The organism is Leifsonia shinshuensis (assembly GCF_013410375.1).
GTDB lineage: Bacteria > Actinomycetota > Actinomycetes > Actinomycetales > Microbacteriaceae > Leifsonia > Leifsonia shinshuensis.
The window spans coordinates 4,338,233-4,363,477 of sequence record NZ_JACCFL010000001.1; the positions used below are offsets into that span (position 1 = coordinate 4,338,233).

Annotated in this window: 25 protein-coding genes; 10 read left to right on the forward strand and 15 right to left on the reverse strand. The window is 71.8% G+C overall.

The features are described from left to right. Positions 1-47: 47 nt before the first annotated feature. From HNR13_RS20855 to HNR13_RS20865, 3 genes are all read left to right on the forward strand, one after another. Positions 48-254 (forward strand): hypothetical protein, encoded by a 207-nt coding sequence (locus HNR13_RS20855; RefSeq protein WP_179608840.1) that lies wholly within the window; start codon positions 48-50, stop codon positions 252-254. 98 nt (positions 255-352) lie between these two features. After that, positions 353-1,648, forward strand: a complete 1,296-nt coding sequence (locus HNR13_RS20860) for an alkaline phosphatase family protein (protein ID WP_343063647.1) — start codon at positions 353-355, stop codon at positions 1,646-1,648. Then, entirely contained in the window at positions 1,645-2,778 is a 1,134-nt protein-coding gene (locus HNR13_RS20865; protein WP_343063648.1) for an alkaline phosphatase family protein, read from the forward strand. Before HNR13_RS20860 ends, HNR13_RS20865 begins: the two co-directional genes overlap by 4 nt. A 9-nt stretch (positions 2,779-2,787) precedes the next feature. Here the strand turns inward: HNR13_RS20865 and HNR13_RS20870 are convergent, their stop codons facing one another. The 3 genes from HNR13_RS20870 to HNR13_RS20880 are packed head-to-tail and all read right to left on the reverse strand — an operon-like array spanning position 2,788 to position 4,358. Next, positions 2,788-3,294 (reverse strand): SRPBCC family protein, encoded by a 507-nt coding sequence (locus tag HNR13_RS20870; protein WP_179608842.1) that lies wholly within the window; start codon positions 3,292-3,294, stop codon positions 2,788-2,790. After that, positions 3,294-3,629 (reverse strand): metalloregulator ArsR/SmtB family transcription factor, encoded by a 336-nt coding sequence (locus HNR13_RS20875; protein ID WP_179608843.1) that lies wholly within the window; start codon positions 3,627-3,629, stop codon positions 3,294-3,296. The genes HNR13_RS20870 and HNR13_RS20875 overlap by 1 nt, the downstream gene beginning before the upstream one ends. Positions 3,630-3,683: 54 nt before the next feature. Further along, on the reverse strand, positions 3,684-4,358 hold the full coding sequence (locus HNR13_RS20880) for an SDR family NAD(P)-dependent oxidoreductase (RefSeq protein WP_179608845.1): 675 nt from the start codon (positions 4,356-4,358) through the stop codon (positions 3,684-3,686). 185 nt (positions 4,359-4,543) lie between these two features. Between HNR13_RS20880 and HNR13_RS20885 the strand changes: the two genes are divergently transcribed. After that, complete coding sequence (locus HNR13_RS20885; RefSeq protein ID WP_179608847.1) at positions 4,544-5,398, forward strand: lipase family alpha/beta hydrolase; 855 nt, start codon at positions 4,544-4,546, stop codon at positions 5,396-5,398. Between the two features lie 19 nt (positions 5,399-5,417). Here the strand turns inward: HNR13_RS20885 and HNR13_RS20890 are convergent, their stop codons facing one another. Next, complete coding sequence (locus HNR13_RS20890; RefSeq protein ID WP_179608851.1) at positions 5,418-5,864, reverse strand: SRPBCC family protein; 447 nt, start codon at positions 5,862-5,864, stop codon at positions 5,418-5,420. 185 nt (positions 5,865-6,049) lie between these two features. Here HNR13_RS20890 and HNR13_RS20895 point away from each other — a divergent pair, with 185 nt between their 5' ends. Further along, positions 6,050-7,024, forward strand: a complete 975-nt coding sequence (locus HNR13_RS20895; protein WP_179608853.1) for an RNA polymerase subunit sigma-70 — start codon at positions 6,050-6,052, stop codon at positions 7,022-7,024. Positions 7,025-7,041: 17 nt separating this feature from the next. On the opposite strand, the gene HNR13_RS20900 is transcribed toward HNR13_RS20895, so the two are convergent. Further along, positions 7,042-8,385 carry a zinc metalloprotease gene (locus HNR13_RS20900; protein WP_179608854.1) on the reverse strand — a complete coding sequence of 448 codons (1,344 nt, stop codon included), beginning with the start codon at positions 8,383-8,385 and terminating at the stop codon, positions 7,042-7,044. A 332-nt stretch (positions 8,386-8,717) separates the two neighbouring features. Between HNR13_RS20900 and HNR13_RS20905 the strand changes: the two genes are divergently transcribed. Genes HNR13_RS20905 through HNR13_RS20925 form a run of 5 tightly spaced genes read left to right on the forward strand, consistent with a single transcriptional unit; the run spans position 8,718 to position 14,875 of the window. Further along, positions 8,718-10,121 (forward strand): efflux RND transporter periplasmic adaptor subunit, encoded by a 1,404-nt coding sequence (locus HNR13_RS20905; protein ID WP_179608856.1) that lies wholly within the window; start codon positions 8,718-8,720, stop codon positions 10,119-10,121. Next, positions 10,108-10,833 carry an ABC transporter ATP-binding protein gene (locus tag HNR13_RS20910; protein WP_179608857.1) on the forward strand — a complete coding sequence of 242 codons (726 nt, stop codon included), beginning with the start codon at positions 10,108-10,110 and terminating at the stop codon, positions 10,831-10,833. Before HNR13_RS20905 ends, HNR13_RS20910 begins: the two co-directional genes overlap by 14 nt. Beyond that, complete coding sequence (locus tag HNR13_RS20915; protein ID WP_179608859.1) at positions 10,830-12,062, forward strand: ABC transporter permease; 1,233 nt, start codon at positions 10,830-10,832, stop codon at positions 12,060-12,062. Before HNR13_RS20910 ends, HNR13_RS20915 begins: the two co-directional genes overlap by 4 nt. Before the next feature lie 43 nt (positions 12,063-12,105). Beyond that, a complete protein-coding gene (locus HNR13_RS20920; protein ID WP_179608861.1) occupies positions 12,106-12,951 on the forward strand; it encodes a DUF5666 domain-containing protein in 846 nt (281 codons plus the stop codon). Continuing rightward, positions 12,944-14,875, forward strand: a complete 1,932-nt coding sequence (locus tag HNR13_RS20925) for an efflux RND transporter periplasmic adaptor subunit (RefSeq protein WP_179608862.1) — start codon at positions 12,944-12,946, stop codon at positions 14,873-14,875. The genes HNR13_RS20920 and HNR13_RS20925 overlap by 8 nt, the downstream gene beginning before the upstream one ends. Before the next feature lie 15 nt (positions 14,876-14,890). Here the strand turns inward: HNR13_RS20925 and HNR13_RS20930 are convergent, their stop codons facing one another. The 10 genes from HNR13_RS20930 to HNR13_RS20975 all read right to left on the reverse strand — a co-directional run bounded on the left by HNR13_RS20930 (position 14,891) and on the right by HNR13_RS20975 (position 25,227). Continuing rightward, complete coding sequence (locus HNR13_RS20930; protein WP_179608864.1) at positions 14,891-15,061, reverse strand: hypothetical protein; 171 nt, start codon at positions 15,059-15,061, stop codon at positions 14,891-14,893. A gap of 140 nt (positions 15,062-15,201) precedes the next feature. After that, positions 15,202-15,807 (reverse strand): alkylhydroperoxidase domain protein, encoded by a 606-nt coding sequence (locus HNR13_RS20935; protein WP_179608866.1) that lies wholly within the window; start codon positions 15,805-15,807, stop codon positions 15,202-15,204. Beyond that, positions 15,804-16,391 carry a CMD domain protein gene (locus tag HNR13_RS20940; RefSeq protein ID WP_179608867.1) on the reverse strand — a complete coding sequence of 196 codons (588 nt, stop codon included), beginning with the start codon at positions 16,389-16,391 and terminating at the stop codon, positions 15,804-15,806. The genes HNR13_RS20935 and HNR13_RS20940 overlap by 4 nt, the downstream gene beginning before the upstream one ends. 40 nt (positions 16,392-16,431) lie before the next feature. Continuing rightward, a complete protein-coding gene (locus HNR13_RS20945) occupies positions 16,432-17,478 on the reverse strand; it encodes a putative FMN-dependent luciferase-like monooxygenase (protein WP_179608869.1) in 1,047 nt (348 codons plus the stop codon). Next, on the reverse strand, positions 17,475-18,218 hold the full coding sequence (locus HNR13_RS20950) for an ABC transporter ATP-binding protein (protein ID WP_179608870.1): 744 nt from the start codon (positions 18,216-18,218) through the stop codon (positions 17,475-17,477). The genes HNR13_RS20945 and HNR13_RS20950 overlap by 4 nt, the downstream gene beginning before the upstream one ends. Beyond that, the gene (locus tag HNR13_RS20955; RefSeq protein WP_179608872.1) at positions 18,215-19,075 is read right to left on the reverse strand and encodes an ABC transporter ATP-binding protein; all 861 of its coding nucleotides are present in this window, start codon (positions 19,073-19,075) and stop codon (positions 18,215-18,217) included. The genes HNR13_RS20950 and HNR13_RS20955 overlap by 4 nt, the downstream gene beginning before the upstream one ends. Next, positions 19,072-20,874: an ABC transporter permease gene (locus tag HNR13_RS20960; protein ID WP_179608874.1), complete on the reverse strand. Its 1,803-nt coding sequence runs from the start codon at positions 20,872-20,874 to the stop codon at positions 19,072-19,074. Before HNR13_RS20960 ends, HNR13_RS20955 begins: the two co-directional genes overlap by 4 nt. A gap of 18 nt (positions 20,875-20,892) precedes the next feature. Then, positions 20,893-22,056 (reverse strand): ABC transporter substrate-binding protein, encoded by a 1,164-nt coding sequence (locus HNR13_RS20965; RefSeq protein ID WP_179608875.1) that lies wholly within the window; start codon positions 22,054-22,056, stop codon positions 20,893-20,895. A 150-nt stretch (positions 22,057-22,206) separates the two neighbouring features. Next, positions 22,207-23,304, reverse strand: coding sequence for a WxL protein peptidoglycan domain-containing protein (locus HNR13_RS20970; protein ID WP_179608877.1), 1,098 nt, complete (start codon positions 23,302-23,304; stop codon positions 22,207-22,209). Positions 23,305-23,394: 90 nt separating this feature from the next. Further along, positions 23,395-25,227 carry a purple acid phosphatase family protein gene (locus HNR13_RS20975; protein ID WP_179608878.1) on the reverse strand — a complete coding sequence of 611 codons (1,833 nt, stop codon included), beginning with the start codon at positions 25,225-25,227 and terminating at the stop codon, positions 23,395-23,397. Positions 25,228-25,245 lie beyond the last annotated feature (18 nt).

The following is a 25,245-nucleotide window of genomic DNA, read 5'->3' on the forward strand; positions in this document are numbered from 1 at the left end:
CACGATCGGTCATTCCGGCCCGGCCCTTCCCGACATACCCTGACCCCATGAAACGCAGTTGGCCGTTCCTCGTCCCCGGCATCGTCCTCGCGGCGATCGGCCTGGTCTGGACGTTGCAGGGCACCGACGTGCTCGGCGGGTCGGTGATGAGCGGGTCCTCGTTCTGGGGGATCGTCGGCGTGATCCTGCTCGTGGTGGGGGTGGTGCTGATCGTGATCGGGATCGCGCGGAGGCGTGCGCGGCGCACCGGGTGAACCGCAGGTGACCGGCGGGTGTCGCGCCGGCCAACATCCGGCTCCGAATCCGCCGGACGGGGTGAGTTCTGTGCGTTCCCGTGGTTCCGTGTCCAGACGTGGACGTCGATCGCAGACATTTTCTGACCCTCGCGGGCGGCCTCACCGCCGGAGCCCTGGCGGCAGGCACCGCCTTCGCCGCGCAGGCCGCGACCCCCGGAACGGCGGCCGCCTCGGCGCCCCCGCTGCCCGCTCCGGCGGCCTCCGGCATCGACCACATCGTGGTCGTCATGATGGAGAACCGGTCGTTCGACCACCTCGTCGGGTGGATGCCCGGCGCGACCGGGCTGCCGAGCGGGCTCCGCTACATCGACCGGTACGGCTTCCCGCACACGCCCCATCACCTCGCCGACTTCCAGGGCTGCGGCCATCCCGACCCCGACCATTCCTTCGAGGGCGGCCGCATCGAGCTGAACGGCGGGAAGTGCGACGGCTGGCTGAAGGCCGGTGAGAACGACGACTTCTCGATCGGCTACTACGACCGGGCCGACCTCGGCTTCTGGGGCCAGGCCGGACCGCAGTGGACGGTGTGCGACCGGTACTTCGCCGCAACGCTCGCCGAGACCTACCCGAACCGCTTCTACATGCACGCCGCGCAGACCGACCGCCTGCATAACTCGACCGCCACGGCGACGATGCCGACCATCTGGGACTCGCTCGCGGCGGCGGGCGTGAGCGGGAAGTACTACTTCAGCGATGTCCCGTTCCTGGCGCTCTGGGGCACGAAGTACCTCGGCATCTCGCACCCGTACGCCGACTTCCTCGCGGACTGCGCGAGCGGATCGCTGCCCGCCGTGTCGTTCGTGGACCCGCGCTTCGAGGACGAGGCGTCCGGCACCTCCGGCGACGACCACCCGCACGCCGACCTCCGCAGCGGCGAGCTGTTCCTCAACGAGATCTACCACGCGGTCACGACGTCGCCGAACTGGGCGAAGACCCTGCTCGTCGTCAACTACGACGAGTGGGGCGGCTTCTTCGACCACGTGGTTCCGGGCACCGCCCCCGACGCGACGCCCGCTGCCGGGACCGGCCAGCGCGGCTTCCGCGTGCCGTCGCTGGTCGTCTCGCCGCGAGCCAGGCGCGGCTCCGTGGCGCACGGCACCTACGACCACACATCGGTGCTGAAGACGATCGAGTGGAGGTTCGGCCTCCGCGCCCTCACCCCGCGCGACGCCGGGGCGCGCAACATCGCGGAGGTCCTCGACTTCGCGTCGGCGCCGAACACCGCCGCGCCCGCGTACACCGTGCCGCCGTTCGTCGCCGGACCGGCCTGCACCCCGGTCGGTCCGCCGGCCGCCGAGGAGTGGGCGCCGCTCAAACAGAAAGCCGTCGCAGAAGGGTGGACGCTCCCGTGACCATCAGCAGAAACCGCACACGCCTCATCGCGGGCCTCGCCGTCGCGGCCGCGGCCGTCCTCGGCGCGGCGGCGGTGGCGCTGCCGTCCGTCACGGCGACCGTGAGCGCGGCGACCACCAACTCCTACCTCCCGGGTGCGAAGCACGTCTTCGTGATCAACCTGGAGAACAAGGGCTACGACGAGACCTGGGGACCCGGGTCCGCGGCCCCGTACCTGTCGACGACGCTCCGCAGCCGGGGCGTGCTGCTGAACGCCTATTACGGGACGGCGCACAACTCGCAGCCGAACTACGTGGCCGAGATCTCCGGCCAGGGACCGAACCCGCAGATGCAGGCCGACTGCCAGACGTACTCGCCGTTCGTCGGCACCGGGACCGCCTCTCCCGGTCAGGCGGTCGGCGACGGCTGCGTGTTCCCGTCGACAGTGAAGACGGTCGCCGACCAGCTCACCGCCTCCGGCCGCACCTGGAAGGGTTACATGGAGGACATGGGCACCCCGTGCCGGCATCCCGCCCTCGGCGCCGTGGACGACACGCAGAAGGCGAAGGTCGGCGACGAGTACGCCGCCCGTCACAACCCGTTCGTCTACTTCCAGAGCATCACCGGATCGGCGGCCTGCGCCAAGAACGACGTCGACCTGTCGAAGCTGCCGACCGACCTAGCGTCCGTCTCGACCACGCCGAACCTCTCCCTGATCACGCCGAACCTGTGCGACGACGGCCACGATTCCCCGTGCGTCGACGGCCGGCCGGGCGGTCTCGTGAGCGCCGACGCCTGGCTCAAGCAGTGGGTGCCGAAGATCACCTCCTCGCCCGCGTTCAAGCAGGACGGTGTGCTGGTGATCACGTTCGACGAGTCGGACGGACCGCAGTCGGACGCCTCCAGCTGCTGCAACGAGGGGCCGGGGCCGAACACGGCGCTCCCCGGCATCTCGGGCCTCGGCGGCGGACGGGTCGGCGCGCTCGTGCTGTCGCCGTTCGTGAAGGGCGGCACGTGGTCGACCACGCCGTACAACCACTACAGCCTGCTCGCGAGCATCGAGGACACCTTCGGGCTGCCGTACCTGGGCTACGCCGCGACGCCGGGACTCAACCACTTCGGGCTGGACGTGTACAACTACCGCAACTGAGCGAGGGCCTCAGCCGGCCACGGCGGTCAGCCGGCGGAGCACGTCCGTCGTCAGCTTGTCGAGCGACTGGTGCATGCCCGCGTATGCGAACACCGACATCAGGCTGCGTGACCAGCCGCTCTCGGTGATCGTCAGCTCGGTGAGGCCGCCGACGTCGGCGAACTCCACGACCGTGCGGATGTTCTGGGTGAAGCCCTCCGGGAGCTGGTCGGCGGGCAGCGGCACGCCGTCCTCGTCGGTGATGCTCTGCGTGAACTCCAGCCGCTGCTCCGGCACGATCGCCGTGTAGACGCCGCCGGTGAAGCTCTCGGCGCCGCCCTGCTCGGCGGGCGCGAGCATGCTGAAGAGGTAGGAGCCGCCCTCGCGCAGGTCGACCGAGGCGGACGGGGAGGTGTAGTCCTCCGGCCCCCACCACTCAGTGACCAGCTCGGGGTCGGTCCACAGCTTCCACACGGTCGCGACCGGCGCATTCAGGATGCGGCGCACCACGATGTCGGTGGTCTCGTCGTTCGTCATCACAGTTCTCCCTCGTCTCGTGTCTTCTCGATGTGCGCGGCCAGCTTGTCCATCCGCGCGTTCCACTGCCGGGCGCGCGCGGACAGCCAGCCCTCCACCGCGACGAGCGCCGCGGCGTCCAGCCGGTAGACGCGCTGCTGCGCCCGCTTCTCCACGGTCACCAGGCCCGCCTCGCGCAGCACCTTCAAGTGCTGGGAGACCGCGGACGCGCTGCTCGGGAACTCCGCCCCGATCTCGCCCGCCGTCAGCTCGCCACGCCGGGCCAGCAGGTCGACGATGGTCGAGCGGGTGGGGTCGGCCAAGGCGGCGAAGGCGGTCGTCGGAGTGGTGGTCACAGCTTGATAATACAGCTATTACTTAATTAAGACAATACCGAAACACGGGCGTGCTCAGTACGGCTGGACCTCGAGCTCGGTGGCGAACGTCCGGAACCGGTCGCGGTCGACGTGCATCTTCCAGAGCAGCTCAGCCAGGACCTCCGGGTCCTTCTCGCTGTCGCCGCGGATGATCCCGCCCGGGATGATCAGCTGCGCGACGTGGATGTCCGTGTCCCGCAGCGCCTGGTCGAGCATCTCCGCGTACGCCGTCTCCCCTGCGAAGGCGATCGACGTGCCCGCGAAGTGCTGAACGGGCTGGACGGCGCTGCCGCCGTTGACGAACAGGATGGTGCCCCGGCCGAGCACGCGCATCCCCTGCAGGACCTGGTGCACCGCGGCGACCGGCCCGAGCACCGAGAACTCGAACGCCGCCTGGATGTCGTACACGGTCGACTCGAGCAGCGGCCGCAGGAAGTCCTTGGCCGGAAGCGGGTTGTAGCTGAGCACTTCGATCGGGCCCAGCTCCTGCGCGGCCAGGTCGAGCGCCTTCACGAGCGCCTCGGGGTCGCGCACGTTGGCGGCATACCCTTTCGCGGTGATGCCGTCGGCCGCGAGATCGGCCGCGAGGGCGTCGAGCCGCTCCTGACTGCGGGAGAGGAGCGCGATGCTGAAGCCTTCGCGTCCGAAGCGGCGGGCGAGCGCCTCGCCGAGCTGACGGCCTGCGCCGATGATCGCCAGAGTGGTCATGCGCCCACGTTACCCGGACCGCCGAACCCGTCGGCCTCACCTGCGCGCCACCTGGAAAGAGTCTCCCGGAGGCCTGCGAGCGGCTTGATCCTGCTGCCACCGCGTCTACCGTGTCGCGGCATCACCAGCGCCCGCGGCCGGACCACCCCGAGTCCGCACCGCCGGGCGCACAGGAAGAGGTACCGATGTCGTTACTGAAGAAGCTGCTCGTCGCCGCCGCCGCGGCTGCCTTGGGATCGCTGGCGATCGCCCTGCCCGCCCAGGCGGACACCGTCTCCGTGTCTCCCCCGGGCGCCAACGACTGGTCGTGCGTGCCGTCCGCCGCCCACCCGTACCCGGTGATCCTGGTGCCGGGCACGTTCGAGAGCATGGCGAAGAACTGGTCCGCCATGTCGCCCGTGCTGAAGCAGGCGGGCTACTGCGTGTTCGCCCTGGACTACGGGCAGTACAACGGGGTGGACGCCTCCGGCCCCATCGCCCAGTCCGCGCAACAGCTCGCGCCGTTCGTGGATGCCGTGCTCTCCGCGACCAAGGCCAAGCAGGTCGACCTCGTCGGGCACAGCCAGGGCGGCATGATGCCGCGCTACTACCTCGGCTTCCTCGGCGGGGCGCCGAAGGTGCACCAGCTGATCGGCATCGCGCCGTCCAACCACGGTACCCAGGGTGTGATCGTCCCGGGGCCTGACGGGCTGCCCGCGCTGACCAGCGCCTCCCCGACGGCCTGCCCGGCGTGCGCCGACCAGACCGCCGGCTCGGCGTTCCTGCAGAAGCTGAACTCGATCGGCGACACCGTCAAGGGACCGAGCTACACGGTCATCTCGACCACTCACGACGAGGTGGTGACCCCGTATCAGAGCCAGGCGCTGAGCGGGTCCCCGTCGCAGGTGACGAACCTCGTCATCCAGAACAAGTGCCCCGCCGACCCGATCGAGCACGACCAGACGCCCAACGACCCGGTCGTGCAGCAGCTCGTGCTGGAGGCGCTGAGCGTGCCGAAGGGACCCGCCGATCCGGCCTACCAGCCGAACTGCCTGGGCTGACCGGCCACCGGGGCCTCCGTCACAGCGGCAGGCCTGCGCCGGTCTCCACGAACCGGCGCAGGCTGCCGACGACGAAGTGGTCCCAGCCGGCGGAGCACGCGTCGTAGCACTCCTTCGCCGGCGTCAGGCCCTCGTGGGTGAAGACCAGCCGGGTCCCGGCGCCGGACGGCTGGAGGTCGAAGACGATGCGGGTGCCCGTCCACGGGTCCGGCTCGTCCACGAAGCCGAGCTCGCTGTCGATCACGTCCCAGACGATGCGGCGGCCCGGCTCGAACTCCGTGACGCGCTGCGTGCTGTCGTGGAGGTCGCGGTACCGGTAGGTGAACTCGGCGCCGACGCGGTCCGCCGCGCCGGTGACGTCGCCGAGCCACCAGCGGCCGACGTCCGCGATGGCGGCGGTGACGTCGTCCGGGCTGCGGTCGAGGTCGATCGTGGTGGTGTAGTCGGTGGCGGTCTGCGTGGTCATGGTGTCTCCGTTCGTTGCGCGGACCGTCGGCCCGCGGTTGTCGATTCACCCAGGTAGACGCCTCACGGCATCGAAACTGGTCACGCTCGCCGCGACCGGTCCCCGGCGTCTCCGGTGTCGACACAGACAAAGCGGACGACCAGAATCGGATCGCCCGGAATCGAACCGGCCGGGAGGGCACGACCATGGACGAGGACCTGCTGCACGCGGCGCTCGGTGGCGACCGCGCCGCCTTCGACGCGCTCACCGGGCCGCACCGCCACGAGCTGCACGTGCACTGCTACCGGATGCTCGGGTCCGTCCAGGACGCCGAGGACGCCGTGCAGGACACGCTGCTCAGCGCGTGGCTCGGCCTCCCCGGCTTCGAAGGCCGGTCGTCGCTGCGCACCTGGCTCTACCGCATCGCGACGAACCGCTGCCTCAACCTCCTCCGCGCCGGCCGCCGCCGGCCCGCCGAAGCGACGCCGCCCGTGGCCCGCCCGACGGCGCTCGGCGAGGTGTCCTGGCTGGAGCCGTACCCGGACTCGCTGCTCGACGGCCTCCCGGCCGACACCCCCGGCCCGGAGGCGCTGTACGAGTCGCGGGAGGCGATCACGCTCGCGTTCACCCGGGCGCTCCAGCTGCTGCCGCCGTCGCAGCGGGCCGCGCTGCTCCTCCGCGACGTGCTCGGGTACCCGGCCGCGGAGGCCGCCGCCCTCCTCGACATCACGGTCGACTCCCTCAACGGGTCGCTCAAACGCGCCCGCGCCGCCCTGTCCGACGCCCCGCCCACGGTCGACCCGATCGACGCCGACCCGGAGCTGCTGGAGCGCTTCGTCACGGCCTTCACCTCCGGAGCGGTCGACGATCTGGTGGCGCTGATGACGGACGACGTCTGGGTCCGGATGCCCCCGCTCGCCTTCGAGTACCGCGGCCCGGCGGCAGCGGCGTCGTTCTTCGCGCCGATGAGCGGCCACCGCCGCACCATCGAGCGGATGGTGCCGACGGCCGCGAACGGCCAGCCGGCGTGGGGAGAATACGTGCGCGACCCGGCGTCGGCCGGGCTGCACCTGGTGGGGGTGCTGGTGGTCGGGACCAGCGGCGGGCGGGTGAGCGAGGTGACGCACTTCGACCCGGGTGCGGGGGCGTGGCTGGGGTTGCCGCGGCGGATGGAGGGGTGAGGGGGGGCGGGTCGGGGTCACGAGTTTCCCGAAGCAGCTTCGGCCGGTCCAGCGTGCTCCCCTCGGTCGCGCTCCACCCGCCTCCGGATCTCAGCCTCAAGCCAACCGGCATAGACACTCTGCCGAGTTCTGCGACGCGCGGATTCGAGGAGCCTCCGCGCCTGGGCGACATCCCCGAGTTCGCACTCGGCCAGACCACGGATCACGTCGGCGTCCGACGCCAGCCTCTCGTCCGGCTCCGATGCCTCGGCTGCGCTGTGCAGCAGCAGCGCGCGCGCCTCGGCGGGTCGATCCTGGAAGAGGCGGGCCAGCGCCAGGAGGTTGCGCGTCGACTGTCCCTCCGGCCGGAGCCGCCGGCCGGACTCCGCCAGGCGTGCGATCCGATCCACGTCCGGCGAACCGGGATCGATGGGCGACCCGGCGTTGTGGTTCAGCTGAGCCCAGGCGAGGAGGTACGCGACGAACACGACCGTCGACGCACGTTCGTCGAGCGGTGGTTCCGAACGCGACGCGAAGGTCTCCACCTCCGGGGCGATCGCCCGGAACCGGGAGATGGACTCCGTGCGCGCCGCCTCCGCCTCGCCGTCGATACCGACGGCACAGCCGGCCAGCCAGGCCCGGAGGCGCTGGGCCGCGACGACGGCGATCTGGTGCCGCGGATCTCCGAGCGCGGCCCGCACCCGCTCGAACTCCTCATCGGACAGAGCGGGATCTCCCGTCGCATCGGGCGCGATCTCGGCGGCGAACGACTGAGCGGCGAGGGTGAGCCGGACCTTCTCGAGCTGGGATGCCGGCCGGAACGCCCAGCAGTAGGCGACCGCTCCATCGCTCAGGTCACCGCTTCGAGTGGCGGTGGGGACGAGATTGGCCAGCTGAATGACGACAGCGGACGCGACAGCGCCGCCCAACGCGAGCCGGACGTACACCGGCAGCTCGGCATCGGCGGCTGCCAGGGCCACCGCGCCCGCGAAGACCAGCCCGCCGGCGGGGCCGCAGAGTGCGAAGACCACCACCCGCGCCGGAAGCCTCGCCCCCGGCGCCCGGCCGAGGTCGACCCGGACCTGGCCGGCCACTCCCGGCCGCCGCAAAGTCCTCCCGAACGTCAGCCACCCGAACGCCACTCCGAGGACCGGCAGCCCGAGCAGTCTCGCCGCCACGAAGTGCCCCAGCTCGTGGGGCACGATCGACAGCACTGCGCCGGCCGCGTACCCCACGAAGAACGCGACGAAGCGCCACGACAGGAGGAACGCCGCCGGCAGGGAGAGCACCGCCGGGATGTCGGACAGCGCCGGCGGCCCCTCCGGCGGCGCCACCGTCACGCCCCACCAGATTCCGAACTCTAGAGCGAGGAGGGTCAGCACGAAGATCGGCACTCTTCGCGGGACACCGCTGCCGCGCCGCGGCGGCCGCACCGCCCCGCTCATGCGGCGGGCAGCGGCTGCGATTCCGGGGTCACAGGGCCATCATCCACGATCGGCGGCCGGAGGCGATAGGGGTGCGGACGCCCCCGAAGACGGGGTCGGCCCCACCCTTCCGGCGGTCGTGAAACGGGATGCTCCAGGGGCCCGCCCCCCTCCATGCAGGTTCTCCCAGAGAGCGCAAGCGCTTCCCAGGCGAATCATAGACGGCGCATAAAGTCCCCGGGATCGCGGCGCTTACGCTTCTGGCCGCACCCTGGGAAAGGAAGCCTGTAATGCGCGTACGCCTGGCAGCGATACCGGCGTGGGTCCTCGTCGTCGTGACGGCCATCGTCGTCGCGGCGCTGACGTCGGCGGCGTGGTGGGGAGTCAGCACCGGCTTCGGCACGGCGTCCGCCGCCGCGACCGTGTCCCGCACCGTCCCCGTGTCCGAGCAGACACTCAAAGAGACCATCACCGGCACCGGGACTCTCACGCCGACCGTCACCGACGCGCTGAACTTCGGTGCGCCCGGCCAGGTCACCGCCGTGGACGTGCAGCCGGGCAGCACGGTCACCGCCGGCGAGGCGCTCGGCTCCGTCGACTCCGCCGAGGCGAACTCCGCCCTGCTGAACGCGCAGGCCTCGCTCGCGTCGGCTCAGGCCAAGCTCTCGAGCGCCGAGTCCTCCAGCACGGCCACCAGCGCCCAGATCGCCGCCGACCAGGCGACGGTCACCCTCGACCAGTCGAACGTGACGAGCGCGCAGGCGGAGGTGAACGCGGTGACCCTGACGTCGCCGATCGCCGGTCTGGTGACCGCGGTCAACGTCAGCGTCGGGGACGTCGTCTCGGCCTCCGGGGCCTCGGGCGGCTCGTCGTCCGGGTCGGGCGCGGGGTCGGGCTCCGCGAACGCGTCGGGGGGCTCGGCGGGCGGATCCGGCTCGGGCGGATCCGGCTCGGGGGCATCCGGCGCCGGCTCGTCCTCCGGCGGCTCCGGCTCCTCGGCGTCGAGCTCGTCCTCCTCCGCCGCGTTCACGGTGATCGCCACGAACTCCTGGCAGGTCAGCGTCGACGTCCCGGCGTCGAGCATCGGCGAGGTCAAGACCGGCGACGAAGCCCAGCTCTCCACGACCGAGAACCCCTCCTTCTTCGGCACGGTCGCCTCGATCGGCCTGCTGCCGTCCTCCTCGACGGGAGCGGCGACGTATCCGGTCGTCGTCGACGTGACGGGGACCCCGGCGAGCCTGTACGACGGCGTCACCGCCAACGTCTCCATCGTCTACCAGCAGCTCCCGTCGGCCCTGACCGTGCCGGCCGCCGCGATCCACCGCACGGGGACGACGACGAGCGTGATGCGCGTCGTGAACGGCAAGAACGTGAGCACCCCGGTGACCGTCGGGCAGACGGTCGGGCTCTACACCCAGGTCACCAAGGGCCTGAGCTCGGGCGACCAGGTCGTCATCAGCGTCACGACGGCCGGCGGTCGTCGCGGCGGGACCGGCACCGGCACCGGCGGCTCGGGCGGCGGCTTCGGCGGAGGCGGCGGTTTCGGCGGAGGCGGCGGCTTCGGCGGCGGCGGCGGTTTCGGCGGCGGCGGCGGCGGCGGCGGTGGCGGCGGCTTCGGCGGAGGCGGCGGCTTCGGCGGAGGCGGCGGCTTCGGCGGCGGCGGACGCTCGGGAGGCGGCAATGGAAACGGCTGAGTTCGAGACCGTCCCGCTCCGGAGGCCGGTCATCGAGCTGGAGGGCGCCGGGAAGACGTACCACACGGGCTCCGTCTCCTACGAGGCCCTCCGCGGCGTGGACCTGGCCATCGAGGAGGGCGAGTACGTGGCGATCATGGGCCCGTCCGGCTCCGGCAAGTCGACCCTCATGAACGTGCTCGGCTGCCTCGACGTGCTCACGACCGGCTCGTACCGGATCGCCGGGCAGAACGTGGCGCAGCTCGGCGACGATGAGCTCGCGGCCATCCGCAACCGGCGCATCGGGTTCGTCTTCCAGCAGTTCAACCTGCTGCCCTCGCTCACCGCGCTCCGCAACGTGGAGCTCCCACTGGTCTACGCGGGGATGCACAAGGACGAGCGCCGCGAGCGCGCCCTCCGCGCGCTGGACCGGGTCGGCCTCGGCGAGCGCACGGCGCACCGCCCCGGCGAGCTCTCCGGAGGCCAACAGCAACGGGTGGCCGTCGCGCGGGCGCTGGTCGGCGACCCGACGCTCCTCCTCGCCGACGAGCCGACCGGCAACCTCGACTCCACCGCGACCGGGGACGTGCTCTCGCTGTTCGGCGAGTTGCACCAGGCCGGCCGGACGATCGTCCTCATCACGCACGAGTCGGAGGTGGCGGCGCACGCCGACCGCGTCGTCCACGTGCGCGACGGGCGGATCCAGGCGGACGAGCGGACGGTGGCCGCATGAACTGGGCGGAGACCTTCCACTCGGGCTGGGCGGCGATCCGGACGCACTCGCTGCGTTCGCTGCTCACCGTGCTCGGGATCCTGATCGGCATCGCGGCGGTCATCCTAACGGTCGGGCTCGGCCTCGGCACGCAGAAGGACGTCAGCGCGCAGATCAGCGCCCTGGGCAGCAACCTGCTCATCGTGTCGCCGGGCAGCAGCACGACGGCCGGCGGCGTCCGCGGCGGCTTCGGGACCGGCTCGACGCTGACCCAGGCGGACGCGACCGCCCTGAGCTCGAAGGTCGCGGCGCCGGACATCGCCAGCGTCGCACCGGTCAAGACGCTGTCCGAATCGCTCACCGCGGGCAGCACCAACTGGACGACCTCCGTCTCGGGCGCCACCCCGGACTGGCTGGGCGTGCGGGCCAGGACGATGGCGGCCGGATCCTTCTTCACCGCGGCCGACGAGCGCAACAGCGCGCCCGTCGTCGTGCTCGGGCCGACCACCGCCACCGAGCTCTTCGGCTACACGAACGTGGTGGGCCAGTCGGTGGACATCGGGTCGCAGACCTTCACGATCGTCGGCGTGCTTGCCTCGGCGGGATCGAACTCGTCGAGCAACCTCGACGACCTGGCCGTCATCCCGCTCTCGACCGCACAGGCCGACCTGTCCAACCAGACCAACGCCGGCACCGTGTCCACGATCTATCTGGAGGCGTCGACGCCCGACACGCTCTCCGGCGCCTACCAGGAGGCCGACCAGATCCTCTTGAACGACCACGGGATCACCTCGGCGGCCTCCGCCGACTTCACGATCAACAGCCAGCAGGCGCTGGTGAGCACGGCGACCAGCATCTACCGGACGCTGACGATCCTGCTCACCGGGATCGCGGCCCTCTCGCTGCTCGTCGGCGGCATCGGCGTGATGAACATCATGCTGGTCTCGGTGACCGAGCGGACTCGGGAGATCGGCCTGCGCAAGGCGCTCGGCGCGCCGCAGCGGGCGATCCGGCGGCAGTTCCTGGTGGAGGCCGGCATCCTGGGCCTCGCTGGAGGCGTCGCGGGGGTCGTGCTCGGCAGCCTCACCGCCCTCGTGCTGCCCGGGCTGATCGGCAGCTCGGTGATCGTCTCCCCCGTCGCGATCCTGGTCTCCCTCGTGGTCGCCCTCGGCATCGGCGTCGGCTTCGGCGTCTACCCCGCCAGCAGGGCCGCCCGCCTCGCACCCATCGACGCGCTGCGCACCGAATGACGCAGCCCCCGACTCCACTCCAGCACAACGAACGGACCGCACCATGACCTCACTGATCTCGAAGCCCCGCAGCATCGCGCTCGGCGCGACCGTGCTGGGCGTCGCCCTGCTGCTCGCGGGCTGCGCCGCCGGCACGCCGACGTCCTCCGCCCCCGCCAGCACCAGCGCGCCACGGGCGCAGGGCGCGGGCGGCTCCGGCGCGGGAGGCGGCGGTGTCTTCGGGGAGATCGCCGCCGTGAACGGGAGCACCCTCCAGGTGCAGAGCCAGAGCGCGCAGACCGCCGTGAACGTCTCGGCGTCGACCACCGTGCTGCAGACCGCGAAGGGCTCCCTCTCCGACGTCACCGTCGGCTCGTGCGTCGTCGCGTCGACCTTCGGCGGCCCCGGCAGCTCCGCGGCCCCGTCGACCTCGGGCGCCGTCACCAGCGTCACCATCTCACCGGCGACCAACGGGACCTGCACCGGCTTCGGCGGTGGCTTCGGAGGCGGCCGCGGCTTCGGCGGGGGCGGCGGCACGCGCACCCCGCGGCCGACACCGACCCGCACCCGCACCTTCACCCCGCCGGTCGCCGGCGTGGTGACCGCCGTCTCCGGCGACACGATCACGGTCACGCCCAGCCGAACCGCGTCTGGATCGACCTCCGGCCCGAAGACGGTGACCACCGCGTCGACGACGGTGTTCACCGTCACCAGCAAGGTCACCCCGGCGGCGCTCACCGTGGGCCGATGCGCCGCCGTCCGCGGGCCGGCCGACTCGTCCGGCGCCGTCACCGCGACCTCCGTGACCGTCTCCGACCCCGGCGCGAACGGCTGCACCCAGCCCTTCGGCCGTCGCCCGGGCGGCGGAGCCCCCGGCGGCTCGACCGGGACCGGTGGCGGCAATGCCTAGGAAGCGCCGCCTCGTCGTCGGCGCGAGCGCCGGCCTCGTCGTCGTGCTCGTGGGCGGCGGTCTGGCGATCGCCGCGACGAACAACAGCGCGGGAAGCTACCGCACGGCGACGGTCCAGCCGGAGACGGTCCACCAGACGGTCGCCCTCTCCGGGAGCGTCGCCTCCACCACCGTGCGGCACGTGGCCTTCGGCGTCGGCGGCACGGTCGCGAGCGTGTCCGTGCAGCCCGGCCAGCAGGTCCACGCCGGCGACACCCTCGCCGCCCTGTCGTCCACGGGGCTGGACAGCCAGCTCCAGACCGCCCAGCAGAACGCGTCGTCCGCGTCGCAGACGCTGTCCGACGACCTCGCCTCCCAGACGGCGACGACGACCGCGAGCAGCTCCCCGGGCTCGTCGGGCTCGTCCGGGTCGTCCGGCGGGTCGGGTGGATCGGCGAGGGGGACGTCGTCGACGTCCACGGGGTCCGCCCCCTCGACGCGGACCACCCCGCCGACGGGCAACCCGAAGTCCGGCGGGTCGGGGTCCGGCGGTTCGGGGTCCGGCGGTTCGGGGTCGTCCGGCTCCAACCCCGCGGTGACCCACGACGTCGCGGCCATCCACGCGGCGCAGAGCACGCTCCTGGCGGACGCGAAGACGTCCGCCGCGGACCTCGCCGCCGCCCAGACCGCCGAGGCGGCGGAGGCCACCGCGTGCCAGGCCGTCACAGACGCCACGATCTCGGATCCCTCCCCGTCGCCGACGCCCGCTCCGACCGGGACGGCCGCTCCGGCCCCCGCTCCGGCGACGGGCAGCCCGCTGGCCACGGTGCAGGCCGAGCTCGCCGCCTGCCAGACCGCCATCGCCACCGTGCAGACGGACCAGCAGACCACCGCCGCCGCGCAGAAGGCCGTGCAGCAGGACGCGACAGCGCTCGACGCCGCCGTGGGCAAGCTGCAGTCCGACCTCGCCGCGGCGAGCGCCGCGTCCTCGACCGGCGCCGCAGCGGCTCCGGCGGCGTCGGCCCCTGCGTCGTCCGCCCCCGCGTCGTCCGCTCCGGCGGCCTCCACAGCGTCGGCCCCCACGACCACCACGGCGTCGACCGGTTCGAGCCCGCTGGCGGCATCGGCCTCCGGCGGCTCGGGGTCGTCCGGGACCGGCGGGTCCGGCGGCGGATCGTCCACGCCGGCGACCGCCGAGACGATCCTCGCCGACCAGGCCGCGGTGACCGCGGCGAACGCGGCCGTCGCGATGGCGCAGCAGAACGTCTCGCTCGGCACGCTGACCAGCCCGATCGACGGGGTGGTCGCCGCCGTCTCGCTCACGCCGGGCGGAACGGTGTCCGCCGGATCGCACACCTCCGACATCACGATCATCGGCTCCAGCGGCTGGTCGGTGAACGCGACGGTGCCCGTCACCCACATCGGCTCGCTCAAGCTCGGCCAGAAGGCGTCGGTCACGGTCGCGGGCGCCGCGGCGCCGCTCACCGGCTCGGTGTCCGCCATCGGCGTCACCGACGTCTCGTCCGACACCTCGAACCCCGCCTACTCGGTGACCGTCGGCCTCGACGACGCCGGCGCGCACCTCCTCAACGGTGCGCCCGCGCAGGCGACCGTGTCGGTGGCGTCCGCCGCGGACGTGCTGGCGGTCCCGACCTCGGCGATCCACCGCCTGGGAGCGACGACCATCGTGGACAAGATCGTCAACGGTGCGCCGGTGGTCACCCGGGTCACCGTCGGAACGGCGGGCGGCGACTTCACCCAGATCACCTCCGGCCTCGCGAAGGGCGACGTCGTCGAGCTCGCGGACCTCTCCCAGCCGCTCCCGAGCACGACCACCGGGTTCGGCGGCGGCCGCTTCGGCGGCACCGGATTCGGCAAGGGCACGGGAGGCGCAGGCACGGGAACGTCGGGCCGCACCACGACGACGAGCCGGTCGGGAGGCTGACCCGGGCGCAGCGCCCTACGCGGTGAACGGCCGCTTCTGATCGCAGAACGCGCAAACCCAGTGCCCGTTCGTGTACTCCCAGAGGTGGGCGTGCGGAGCGTCGAAGAACCCGCAGCAGTCGGTGACGGGCGACGGGTGCGTGGCTGTGTCGATGCTGTCGCTGCTGATGGTTTGTGTGCTGGACATCTCGGGTCGGCTTTCTGCGGCGGGGGCGCTGGCGCGTTCGGCGTCGCAGCCAGTATCCGATCCGCCGCCTGGCACCCGAAATACCACAAACTGGTGCCGCCCGAGATGGGGGCGGCACCGCACACCCGACAGTCGTCGATTCAGGCCTTCGGCGGCGTCGGCTCTCCCAGGGACAGCATCAGGCGGTTGGCCCAGTTGAAGAAGGCGGCGCCGTTGATCGCGTCGATGATCGCCACGTCGTCCAGGCCCGCGTCCCGCAGCGCACGCACGTTCTCGGCGCCGAACTCGTTCGGGACGACCGTGAGCGCGACCGACGCGTCGATCACCGCCCGCCACTGCGGGTCGTCCTGCGGAGCGGCGGTGCCCTCGTCGAGGAGGCGCTGCACGTCGTCGGGGCGCTTCGAGTAGTGGCTGGCGAAGCGGGAGTGCACGGACGCGCAGAAGATGCAGCCGTTGGTGCGGGAGGCCGCGGTGGCCGACAGCTCGCGGAGGGCGCGGGTCAGGCCGCCCTTCTCGTTGTAGAAGATGTCGTTGTCCGTGCGGGTGCGGGCGCCGAGGATGTCGGGGTCGCGCACCAGCAGCCGGAAGTACGGGCTGTTCGCGCGGCCCTTGTCGACCAGTCCCGCGTAGTGGCGCTCGGTGAGCTCCTCCAGCGGCAGCGGCTCCAGCCACGCCTCCCAGCCGAGCTCGGCCTGCGTGAACGAGTTCGGCGCCTCGGTCGTGGTGCGGGTGATCGTCTCGCTCATGCGAGCTCTCCTTTCAGGACGGTGAGCCCCGCGACCACGCGGAGCTGGAAGCTGAGGAACGCGACGAGCTGCGACAGCGTGACGATCCCGGTGGTCGACCAGCCGGCGTCGAGCAGCTCCTGGAGGGCGTCCGCCGACGCGTCCCTCGGCCGGTAGACCAGCAGGTGCGTGTGGGCCAGCGCCGCGGCGAGGCGCGGACCCGCCGCGACCCCCAGCTCGGCGGACGGCTGCCAGTGCGGGCCGTCCACGTTCTCGGCCGTGAGCGGTCCGTCCGGGTAGTCGCCGTAGGGCCCATCGGTGAGGGCGGCGGGCAGCGCGGCGTCGAGCGCGGCCGCCAGACCCGCGTCCTCGGCGGCCAGGAGGTCGCGGTAAAACGACGCGGTGGGCGACTTCGAGAGCGCGACCGTCCAGTAGGCGACGGCCAGCCGCTCCCGCTGCGCGACCTGGGACAGCTCGTCGGAGCGCAGCAGCGCGTCGAAGCTCGCCTGCGCGTTGGCCCGGGCGTTCGGGCGCTGGTCGCGCAGCGTGTCGAGCGGGTCGCCCGGCCGGATGCCGACCAGCTGGTCGATGACGTCGGTGGTCATGAAAGTCCTTTCGATGGAGGGCGGATCGGAGCGGGACGGGTCAGCGCAGGGCGACCGCCGGCAGGGCCGGCGACCAGTCGAGCAGCTCGCGCCCGACCTCCGCGGTGAGCTCGATGGAGCGCAGCACGGTCTCGTGCGGCGGATCCACCGGGTGCGGCTGGAACGCCACATCGGTCGCCCGCGCCAGGATCGTGTCGGCGCGGAGCGTGGCGAGCACCCGCTCCGGCGTGCCGATGTGGATGTCGAGCCAGGCCAGGAGCTCGGCGTCGGTGGTCCCGGCCGGGATCGCCAGCCCCTGGGCGTCGACGAACGCGCGCCCGCGGTCGATCCCGCGCCGGATCCACGCGGCGGCGTCGGCCTCCGTGTCGACCAGGAGCACCGAACGGGACGCCAGGATGCGCGGCGCGACCCCGTCCGGCAGAGCGGAGAGGTACGCGTCGACGATCGCTTCCTGCAGCTCCGGCGACGACGGCGCGTCCCACTCCCGGCGAGGCTGGGTGCGCGAGAGCATCAGCCCGTTGCCGCGGCGGCCGATGCGGGCGGCGCCCTCGGCGGAGAAGGTCGCCTCCCAGACCACGTCGAGCACCTCGGGCGCGCCCGGGTAGAGCGCGCCGCCGTCCGAGGTCAGCCGGTCCCCGCGCAGCGCGGAGACCAGAGCCTCCCTGTGCCGGTCGTAGATCGCCGCACGGTCGGCCGGGTCGTGCCCGAACGGGGCGAACGACGTCGGTGTCCCGCCGGAGCCGATCCCGAGCTCCAGCCGGCCGCCCGAGAGCAGGTTCAGCACGGCGGCGTCCTCTGCCACGCGCAGCGGCGCCTCCAGCGGCAGGGTCACGATGCCGGTGCCGAGCCGGATGCGGGAGGTCAGCGCGGCCGCCTGGGCGAGCAGCACGAACGGCGACGGGAGACCGCCCTCCGCCTCGTGGAAGTGATGCTGGGCCACCCACACGGTGTCGAGCCCCACCTCCTCCGCGCGCACGAACTGGTCGAGCGCATTGCGGTAGCGCTGCAGCGCGGTGCCGTCGTCGAGCAGCCGGGTGAAGAACCCCAGCCGCTGCCGTGAGCGTCCGTCGATCGGTGCCTGGCTCATTCCTGCGCCGCCTTTCCCAAGTAGGCCTCCTGGATCTGCGGGTCGTCGAGCAGCTCGCGCGCCGTGCCCTGCAGCACGATCGCGCCCGTCGCGAGCACGTAGCCCCGGGAGGCGATGGAGAGCGCCAGCTCGGCCTGCTGCTCCACGAACAGCACGGCCACGCCGAGCTCGGTGTTGATGCGCACGATCTCGTCGAGCACCTGGTCGACCAGCTTGGGCGAGAGGCCCATGGTCGGCTCATCCATGCAGACGAGCCTCGGCCGGCTCATCAGGGCGCGCGCGAAGGCGAGCATCTGCTGCTCGCCGCCGGAGAGGGTGCCGGCCTGCTGCGTGCGCCGCTCGGCCAGGCGCGGGAAGTGCGTGCGCATCCGGTCCAGGTCCTCGGCGATCGCGGCCTTCTGGCTCCGGGTGCGGCCCGGGCGCGTGTAGGCGCCGGCGATCAGGTTCTCGTCGACCGTCATCTCGGGGAACACCCGCCGCGCCTCCGGCACCGAGGCGATGCCTCCCGCGACGCGACGCCGCGTGGAGGCGTGCGTGATGTCCTCGCCCGCGAACCGCACCGTGCCCGACGTGGGCCGCACGAGCCCCAGGATGGTCTTCATCGTCGTGGACTTGCCGCTCGCGTTGCCGCCGAGCAGCGAGACGATCTCGCCCTCCCGCACCGAGAGCGAGTTGCCGCGCAGGGCGTGGAACGGGCCGTAGTGGACGTTCACGTCCTCCAGCGCCAGCAGCTCGGTCATGCCAGGTCCACCCCTCCGAGGCCGCGACGGCGCCCGAGGTACGCCTCCACCACCGCGGTGTCGCGGCGGACGTCGTCCGGGCGTCCCTCGGCGATGATCCGGCCGCCGTCCATCACGATCACCCGGTCGGAGACCGTCATCACGAGGTCGAGCTTGTGCTCCACCAGCAGGATGCTCTGCCCGGCCGCCTTGAGCTCGAGCAGCTGCGCGAGCACCTCGGCGGTCTCCGACTGGTTCATGCCGGCGGTCGGCTCGTCGAGCACGAGCAGCTTCGGCTCCAGCGCCAGCGCGCGGGCGATCTCGGTGCGCCGCCGGTTGGCGTAGCTCAGCGAGTACGCCGGGTCGTCGCGCCGCCGGCCGAGCCGCGCCTCGAACCGGTCGATCTCCGACTCGACGACCGCGTCGATCGCCGCCCGCTCCCGGCGGGAGGCCGGGGTGCCGACGATCGCGATGTACAGCTCCGCCAGCAGCGGGATCCAGCGCAGCAGGAACAGGTTCGACAGCCTCCGGAACGGCCGGTGCGCGCGCAGCGTCGTGTGCAGGCCGACCTCGATGTTGTCCGCGACCGAGAGCGTCGCGAACACCCGCCCGTTCTGGAAGGTGCGGGCGATGCCGTGCTCGGCGATGCGCGCGCTGTCCGCCCGCTCGATCCGCTCCCCGTCGAGGGTGATGGTGCCGCCGTTGGGCCGGATGGCGCCGGTGACCAGATTGAGCGTCGTGGTCTTGCCCGACCCGTTCGGCCCGATGATCGAGACGACCTCCCCGCGGTGCACGGAGAACGAGATCCCGTCGACGGCTTTCAGGCCGTCGAAGTGGCGTTCCAGCTTCTGGACGCTCAGCAGCGTGTCGGCGCTCATGAGTTCCTCACCAGGATGCCGCCGGGGCGGAAGCGGACGACCAGGATCAGCACCAGGCCGTAGACGATGATGCGCAGCTCGGGCGTGAACCGCAGCAGCTCCATCGCACCGATCAGGACGATCGAGCCCACCACCGCGCCGTACGGGAGGCCGACGCCGCCGAGGATCACGATGGTCACCACCAGGAGCGACATCAGCATCGTGAAGATGGTCGGGTCGATGTAGGTGTACTGGTGGGCGAGCAGCGAGCCGCCGATCCCGGCGAAGAAGCCGGAGACGGCGAACGCCAGCGCCTTGTAATCGCGGCCGCGCACGCCCGACGACAGCGCCGCGACCTCGTCGGAGCCGACCGAGGAGATCACCTTGCCCAGGTGCGAGGTGCGCAGCCGCCACATCACGATCAGGGTGAGCACGAGCACGCCGAAGTCGATCCAGTAGTACGCCTGCGGGGTGTTCAGCGGCGTCCCGAACCACTCCGGCACGGGGATGTTGTAGAGCCCCTGCGGCAGGATCAGCTGGATGACGGCGACGATCGCGATGCCCAGCCCGAGCGTCGCGATCGACACGTAGTGCCCCTTCACGCCCCAGATCGGCGATGCCAGGATCGACGCGACCACCGCGGCCGCCAGGCCGGCGAGCGGCAGCGCCACCCAGAACGGCACGTGCACGTACATGGTCAGCAGCGCGGAGGCGTACGCGCCGATCGCGATCGGGCCGGCCTGCCCGAGCGCGAGCACGCCGGCCTGGCCGGCGGTCACGGTGAAGCCCGCCGCGATGATCGCGTAGACCAGCACCTGGGTGCCGGTGGTCAGGAGGTAGTCGTCGCCGAACAGCGGCACGACGACACCGAGCAGCAGGAACGCGAGCGGCCACACCCAGCGCGGGATCCGCAGCGGGCGGCCCTTGCCGAGGAAGGTGCCCGTGAGCGGCTCCGCCGAGATCAGCGGCACCCTGCCGAACAGTCCGCCCGGCCGCACGATCAGCACGACGATGAGGATGACGAAGACGATGATCTCGCGGGCGGTGTCCCCGAAGAAGTGGATGCCGAAGGCCTCCAGGATGCCGAGCACGAAGCCGCCGACCACCGCACCGACGAGCGAGCCCAGGCCGCCCAGCGTCGCGGCCACGAACGAGGTGAGCCCGACGTCCAGACCGGAGCTGGGGTTGGCGACGCCCACGTAGAGCGCGATGAAGACGCCGGCGAGGCCGCCGAGCGCCGACGCGATCACGAACGACACGTGCTGCACCTGCCCGACCGGGATGCCCATCTGCAGGGCGGCCTCCTGGTCCTGCGCGGTCGCACGGATCGCGCGGCCGACCTTGCCGTACTTGAGGAAGACCGTCATCACGACCATGACGGCGGCGGTCGTGCCGAGCATCACCAGGTCGGAGGTCCCGAAGCGCATGTTGCCGAGGTGCAGGTTCGAAGTCGGCAGCACCTCCGGGAACACCCGGAACTGCGCCGTGAACGCGACCTGCGAGGCGTTGTCGAGGATCAGCGAGATCGCGTAGGTGGAGAGCATCGCCGCCAGCGGCAGGAACTTCGCCAGCGGACGCACGACGGTCACGTTGATCAGCAGTCCGAGCGCGCCGCAGACGGCGAGCACGAGCAGGAGCGCCAGCCAGAACGGCAGCCCCAGCTTCACGACGAAGAACCAGGACAGCATCGCGCCCAGCCCGAAGAACGAGAACTGGGCGAAGTTGACGACGTTCATGACGCCGAAGACGAGGGAGATGCCGACCGCTCCGAGGGCGTAGACGTTCCCTCGGAGCAGGCCGGCGATCAGTGTGTCGAGCATGATGCGCGTGTCAGCGGCTCAGCCGTTGTACGCGACCCACTTCCCGTCCTTGAGGATGCTCGGGGTGAGCTGCGGAGACGCGACCCGGCGGGTGGCCTGGTCGAAGGTGATCGTCCCGTAGACGACGCTCGGCACGTCCTTGACCTTCTTGAAGCCGGCCAGGATGCCCTCGCGGGTGGTGCCGCCGAGCTTCGCGGCGGCGACCGCGACGTGGAGCGCGTCGTACGCGCCGGCCTCGAAGCCGGTGACCTCGGTCTCGTTCGGGTACTTCTTCTGGAACGCCTTCACGAAGTCCTGGACCTCCTTGGCGGGGTTGGAGGCGAGGAACTCGGCGCCGTTGATCGCGCCCTCCGCGGCCTTCGTGCCGTCGAAGGACTGCTCGTCCTGGCCGCCGTAGAAGGGGCCGTTGTAGCCGATCGCGCGCAGCTGGGTGACCAGCTTGGCGGCGTCCGGCCCGTAGCCGATGTGCACGAAGGCGTCGGGCTTGCCGGCCACGGCCTTGGTGAGCGACGGGCGGTAGTCGTCGGAGGTGTCGAGCACGCCCTCCGCGTCGGTGATCTTCAGGCCGATCTTCTTGGCCTCGTCCTTGAACGCGTTGAACGCCGGGATGCCCCAGTCGGCGGTGTTCAGGTAGGTCACACCGACGGACTTGATCCCCTGCTTCTTGATGTAGTCCGCCGTCCACGTGTAGGTCGCGCTCGTGGTGATGGAGGTCGACCACTGGTACTGCGTGCCCTTGGCCGTGAAGTCCGGGTTCGAGTTGTTGAAGCCGTACTGCAGCAGCTTGCCCGCGGTGTAGATCGGGGAGGCCGGGATGGAGGCCGCCGACGAGTAGTCGCCGAAGACCAGGCTGATGCTGTCGTCGCCGACGAACTTCTGGGCGACCGCGACCGACTGCTTGGGGTCGGACTGCGAGTCCTCGTACTTGAGCGCGACGGGGTGGCCGTCGATGCCGCCCTGCGCGTTGACCTGCTCGACGGCGAGGTCGAACGCCTCCTTGAACTGCTGGCCGTACTGCGCGTACTGGCCGGTCTCCGCGGCGGAGACGCCGAAGTAGACGGTGCTCTTTCCGGAGGAGGAGCCTCCGGTCGCTGCGGAGGACCCGCTCGCGCACGCGGCGAGGCCGGCGACGGCGAGCGCGGCGACGGAGACGACGGCTGCGCTCCGGATGATTCTCTTCATGGCTGTTCCTTAACCTCGGGCTGACACGACGGGCTCTCTGTGCATCGCCGAGGTTAGAAGGGCGCCTGCCCTGACCACATCCTCCGCCGTCATATTCGGTAGCCGTGGTCAACAGACGTCACAAAGGTTGCGAAACGGCCCCGAACCGTCCTATGCGGGGTCGGCGGCCTCCACGCCCTTCAGCGCCTCCTCGACCGCCTTCTTGACGCGCTCGTCCTCGCGCACTGCGCTCGCCCGCCGGCGACGACGGAGCACCAGCACGGTCGCGGCGACCGCGGCCGCGATTACGATCAGGAGCGTCAGCAGCGCCCAGGGCACCGCGACCGTTCCGGCCTCGGCCGCGACGCCCTCCACTCCCGGCGTCGAACCCGTGACCGCGGGCAGCTTCGGGCTCAGCGCGGTCGAGGCCGTCAGCCAGAAGGCCGGGACGACGCCGTGCAGCGGCACGGACACGGTCCAGGACTCGCCCGGCAGCAGCTCGGGGACGCCGGCGACGTTCCCCGCGTCGACCGGGAACCAGCCGAACGGGCCGCTGAGCCCCACCGTCTGGCCCGCGGACAGCCGCACGTTGCCGGTGTTGCGCACGGTGTAGCTCACCGTCGCGTCCCCCGTGCCGAAGGGGTTGAGCGTCCCGGTGTAGTCCACGCGCAGCTTCTCCACGGCGACCGCGGGGGCCAGCTTCCCGTCGACCCGGAGGTGCACCCGGATGCCCAGGCGGCGGTCGACGCTGATGCCGTTCTCCTGGGCGGCCTGCGGCAGCGAGGTCAGGATGCCGCCGGCGTAGTCGCCGGGCGTCGCGTCCTTCGGGACGGTGACCGTGAACGGCACCTCCGCCGTGCCGCCGGGGGCGATCGTGACCGTGTGGTCGCGCAGCGCCGTCCACGCTCCGACGGCGACCGCCTTCGCGTCCCGCTTCGCCACGTCGAGCTGGCCGCTGCTCGTGGTGAAGCCGTCGGCCGCGTACACGTCGAGCGTGATCGGCGCTGCGGCGTGGTTGCCCACGACGATCGCGTCGGTGACCGAGCCGCCCGGCGCGATCCGGTAGCCGAAGTTCTGACGGTCGGCGCCGTTCTGGTTGGCGGCGGTGCGCACGCCCCAGGTGACGTCGCCGTCGCCCGCGGCGAGCGCCGGCGACGCGGAGCCGCCGACGGCGACGGTCGCTGCGACGAGGAGGACGGAGACCAGCCCGGCGGCGAGGCGCGCGAGCGGGGAGGCGGAGGGGAGCGTCGGGAGGGTCGAGGTGCGCATCGTGCTTCCTGGTGGGGATCGGCTTCCTGGTGAGGATCGGGGAGGTCCGGGCGGGCGGCACGCGCCCGCCCGGACGGGTGGAGCGGTCGGCTAGCTGAGCGCGGTGAGGGTCAGGGTCGCCGTGTAGGTGCCGTCGGCGACGTCGACGGGGATGTCGAGCTCCAGGCCGGCGCCGAGCTTGGCGGAGCCCTTCGCGTGACCGCCGTCGGCGTGACCGAGCGTGGACGACACGGAGAGACCGTTGCCGCCCGTGAACCCGGACTGCACGCGGTCGCCTGCCTTGGCGTCGCCGCCGGCCTGGGTGACGGCCGGCGTCCAGCCGAGGTACTTGCCCGAGAACTTCTTGCCACCGGAGACGAAGTCGCTCACCTGGGCCGAGATCGACCACTGCGGTCCGGCGGCGCGGGTGTCCGTGACGCGGATCGGGTTGATCGAGCCCACCGCGGCGTAGTGGTCGCCCGCCTCCACGGCCTTGCCGAGGTCGACGAGGCCGTTGGTGCCGTCGACGTTCCAGACGAACTCGCCGGGCGCGGCCTCCGGGACGGTGACCTGCAGCTGCTGCGCGTCGGTGTCCGGCTTCGCCTCACGGGTCAGGGTGACCTGGTCGACGATGCTGTTCACCGGCTTGTCCGAGCCGTTGGCCTGGCTGCGCAGGGTCTTCACGGTGATGGCGCTGGAGCTGATGTCGATCGCGCTGTAGTTGCGGACCTTCTCCTGGTTCTGGACCGAGAGCCACCAGAAGCCCTTGTTCTGCAGGTCGTAGTACTTCGAGCCGGACGCCGAGTTGGCCGTCACGTAGAGCACCCCGCCGGGGCCGGCGACCACCGAGTCGGCGCCGGCCGCCTCGGCCGCGTTCGCCTTCTCGCCGTTGCGGATGAGGTAGCTGCGCGCATAGGTGTGGTCGTGGCCCTGCAGCACCAGGTCGATGCCGAGGTCGGAGATGGCCGTCGGCAGGACGTTGCGGCGGTCGAGGATGTCGCTGTCCGTGGCGTGCGGACCGGACGAGTAGATCGAGTGGTGGAAGGCGAGCACCTTCCACTTCGCCTTCGAGCCCTGCTCGGCGACGATCTTCTGCATCCAGGCGATGTGCGAGGCGTCGCGGCTGTTCGAGTTGATGTCGAGGAACAGCACGTCCTTGTAGATGAACCAGTAGTCGCCGCCCGAGCCGGTGCCGGTGTTGGCGCCGGCGGTGCGGTCGACGTTCGGGGTGTTGAAGTGCTGCTCGTATGCCTTCGACCCCACGTCGTGGTTGCCGTTGGTGGCGACGAACGGGATCTGGCGGAGGCGGTCGGACTGCAGGAACGCCTGGTACTGGGTCTCGTTGGCCGCGGTCTCGACCTGGTCCCCGGCCGAGAAGAGCATCTCGGCGTCGGGGTAGGCGGCGGTCGCGACGTTGAGCGTGTCGGCCCAGCCGGCCGCGTCGTTCGCCACGTTGCCGGACGAGCCGATCTGCGGGTCCCCGAAGAAGAGGAAGTTGAAGTCCCCCGTGAACTTCCGGGTGCGGAACGAGTAGGTCGCCGACCAGTCGCCCTCGGTGCCGACGCGGTACACGTAGGCGGTGTTCTCCTTCAGGCCGGTGACCGTCGCGAAGCGGTTGAACTCGCCGCTCGTGGTCGGGCCGCCGGTGGCGGGGATGCTCGTGGAGGTCTGCGGGAACGCGCCTCCGACGACGTCGGACGCGAGGGCCACCTGGAGGACCTGCGGCACGTCGGCCGCGGAGTACCAGGAGAAGTTGCGCTGCGACTGGTCGGAGCCGACGTGGAGCACGATGTCGTGCTGGTTGGCGGAGGCGGCGAATGCGGCGGGGGCGGCGAGGGCGCCGCCTCCGAGCATGACGCCGATGCACACCGCGGCTGCGGCGAGGCGTGTGGTGGTGCGGCGATGGCGGGACGCGCTGGCCCGCCGGAGGTCGTCACTCGACATGGATGTCCGGTGCCCTTC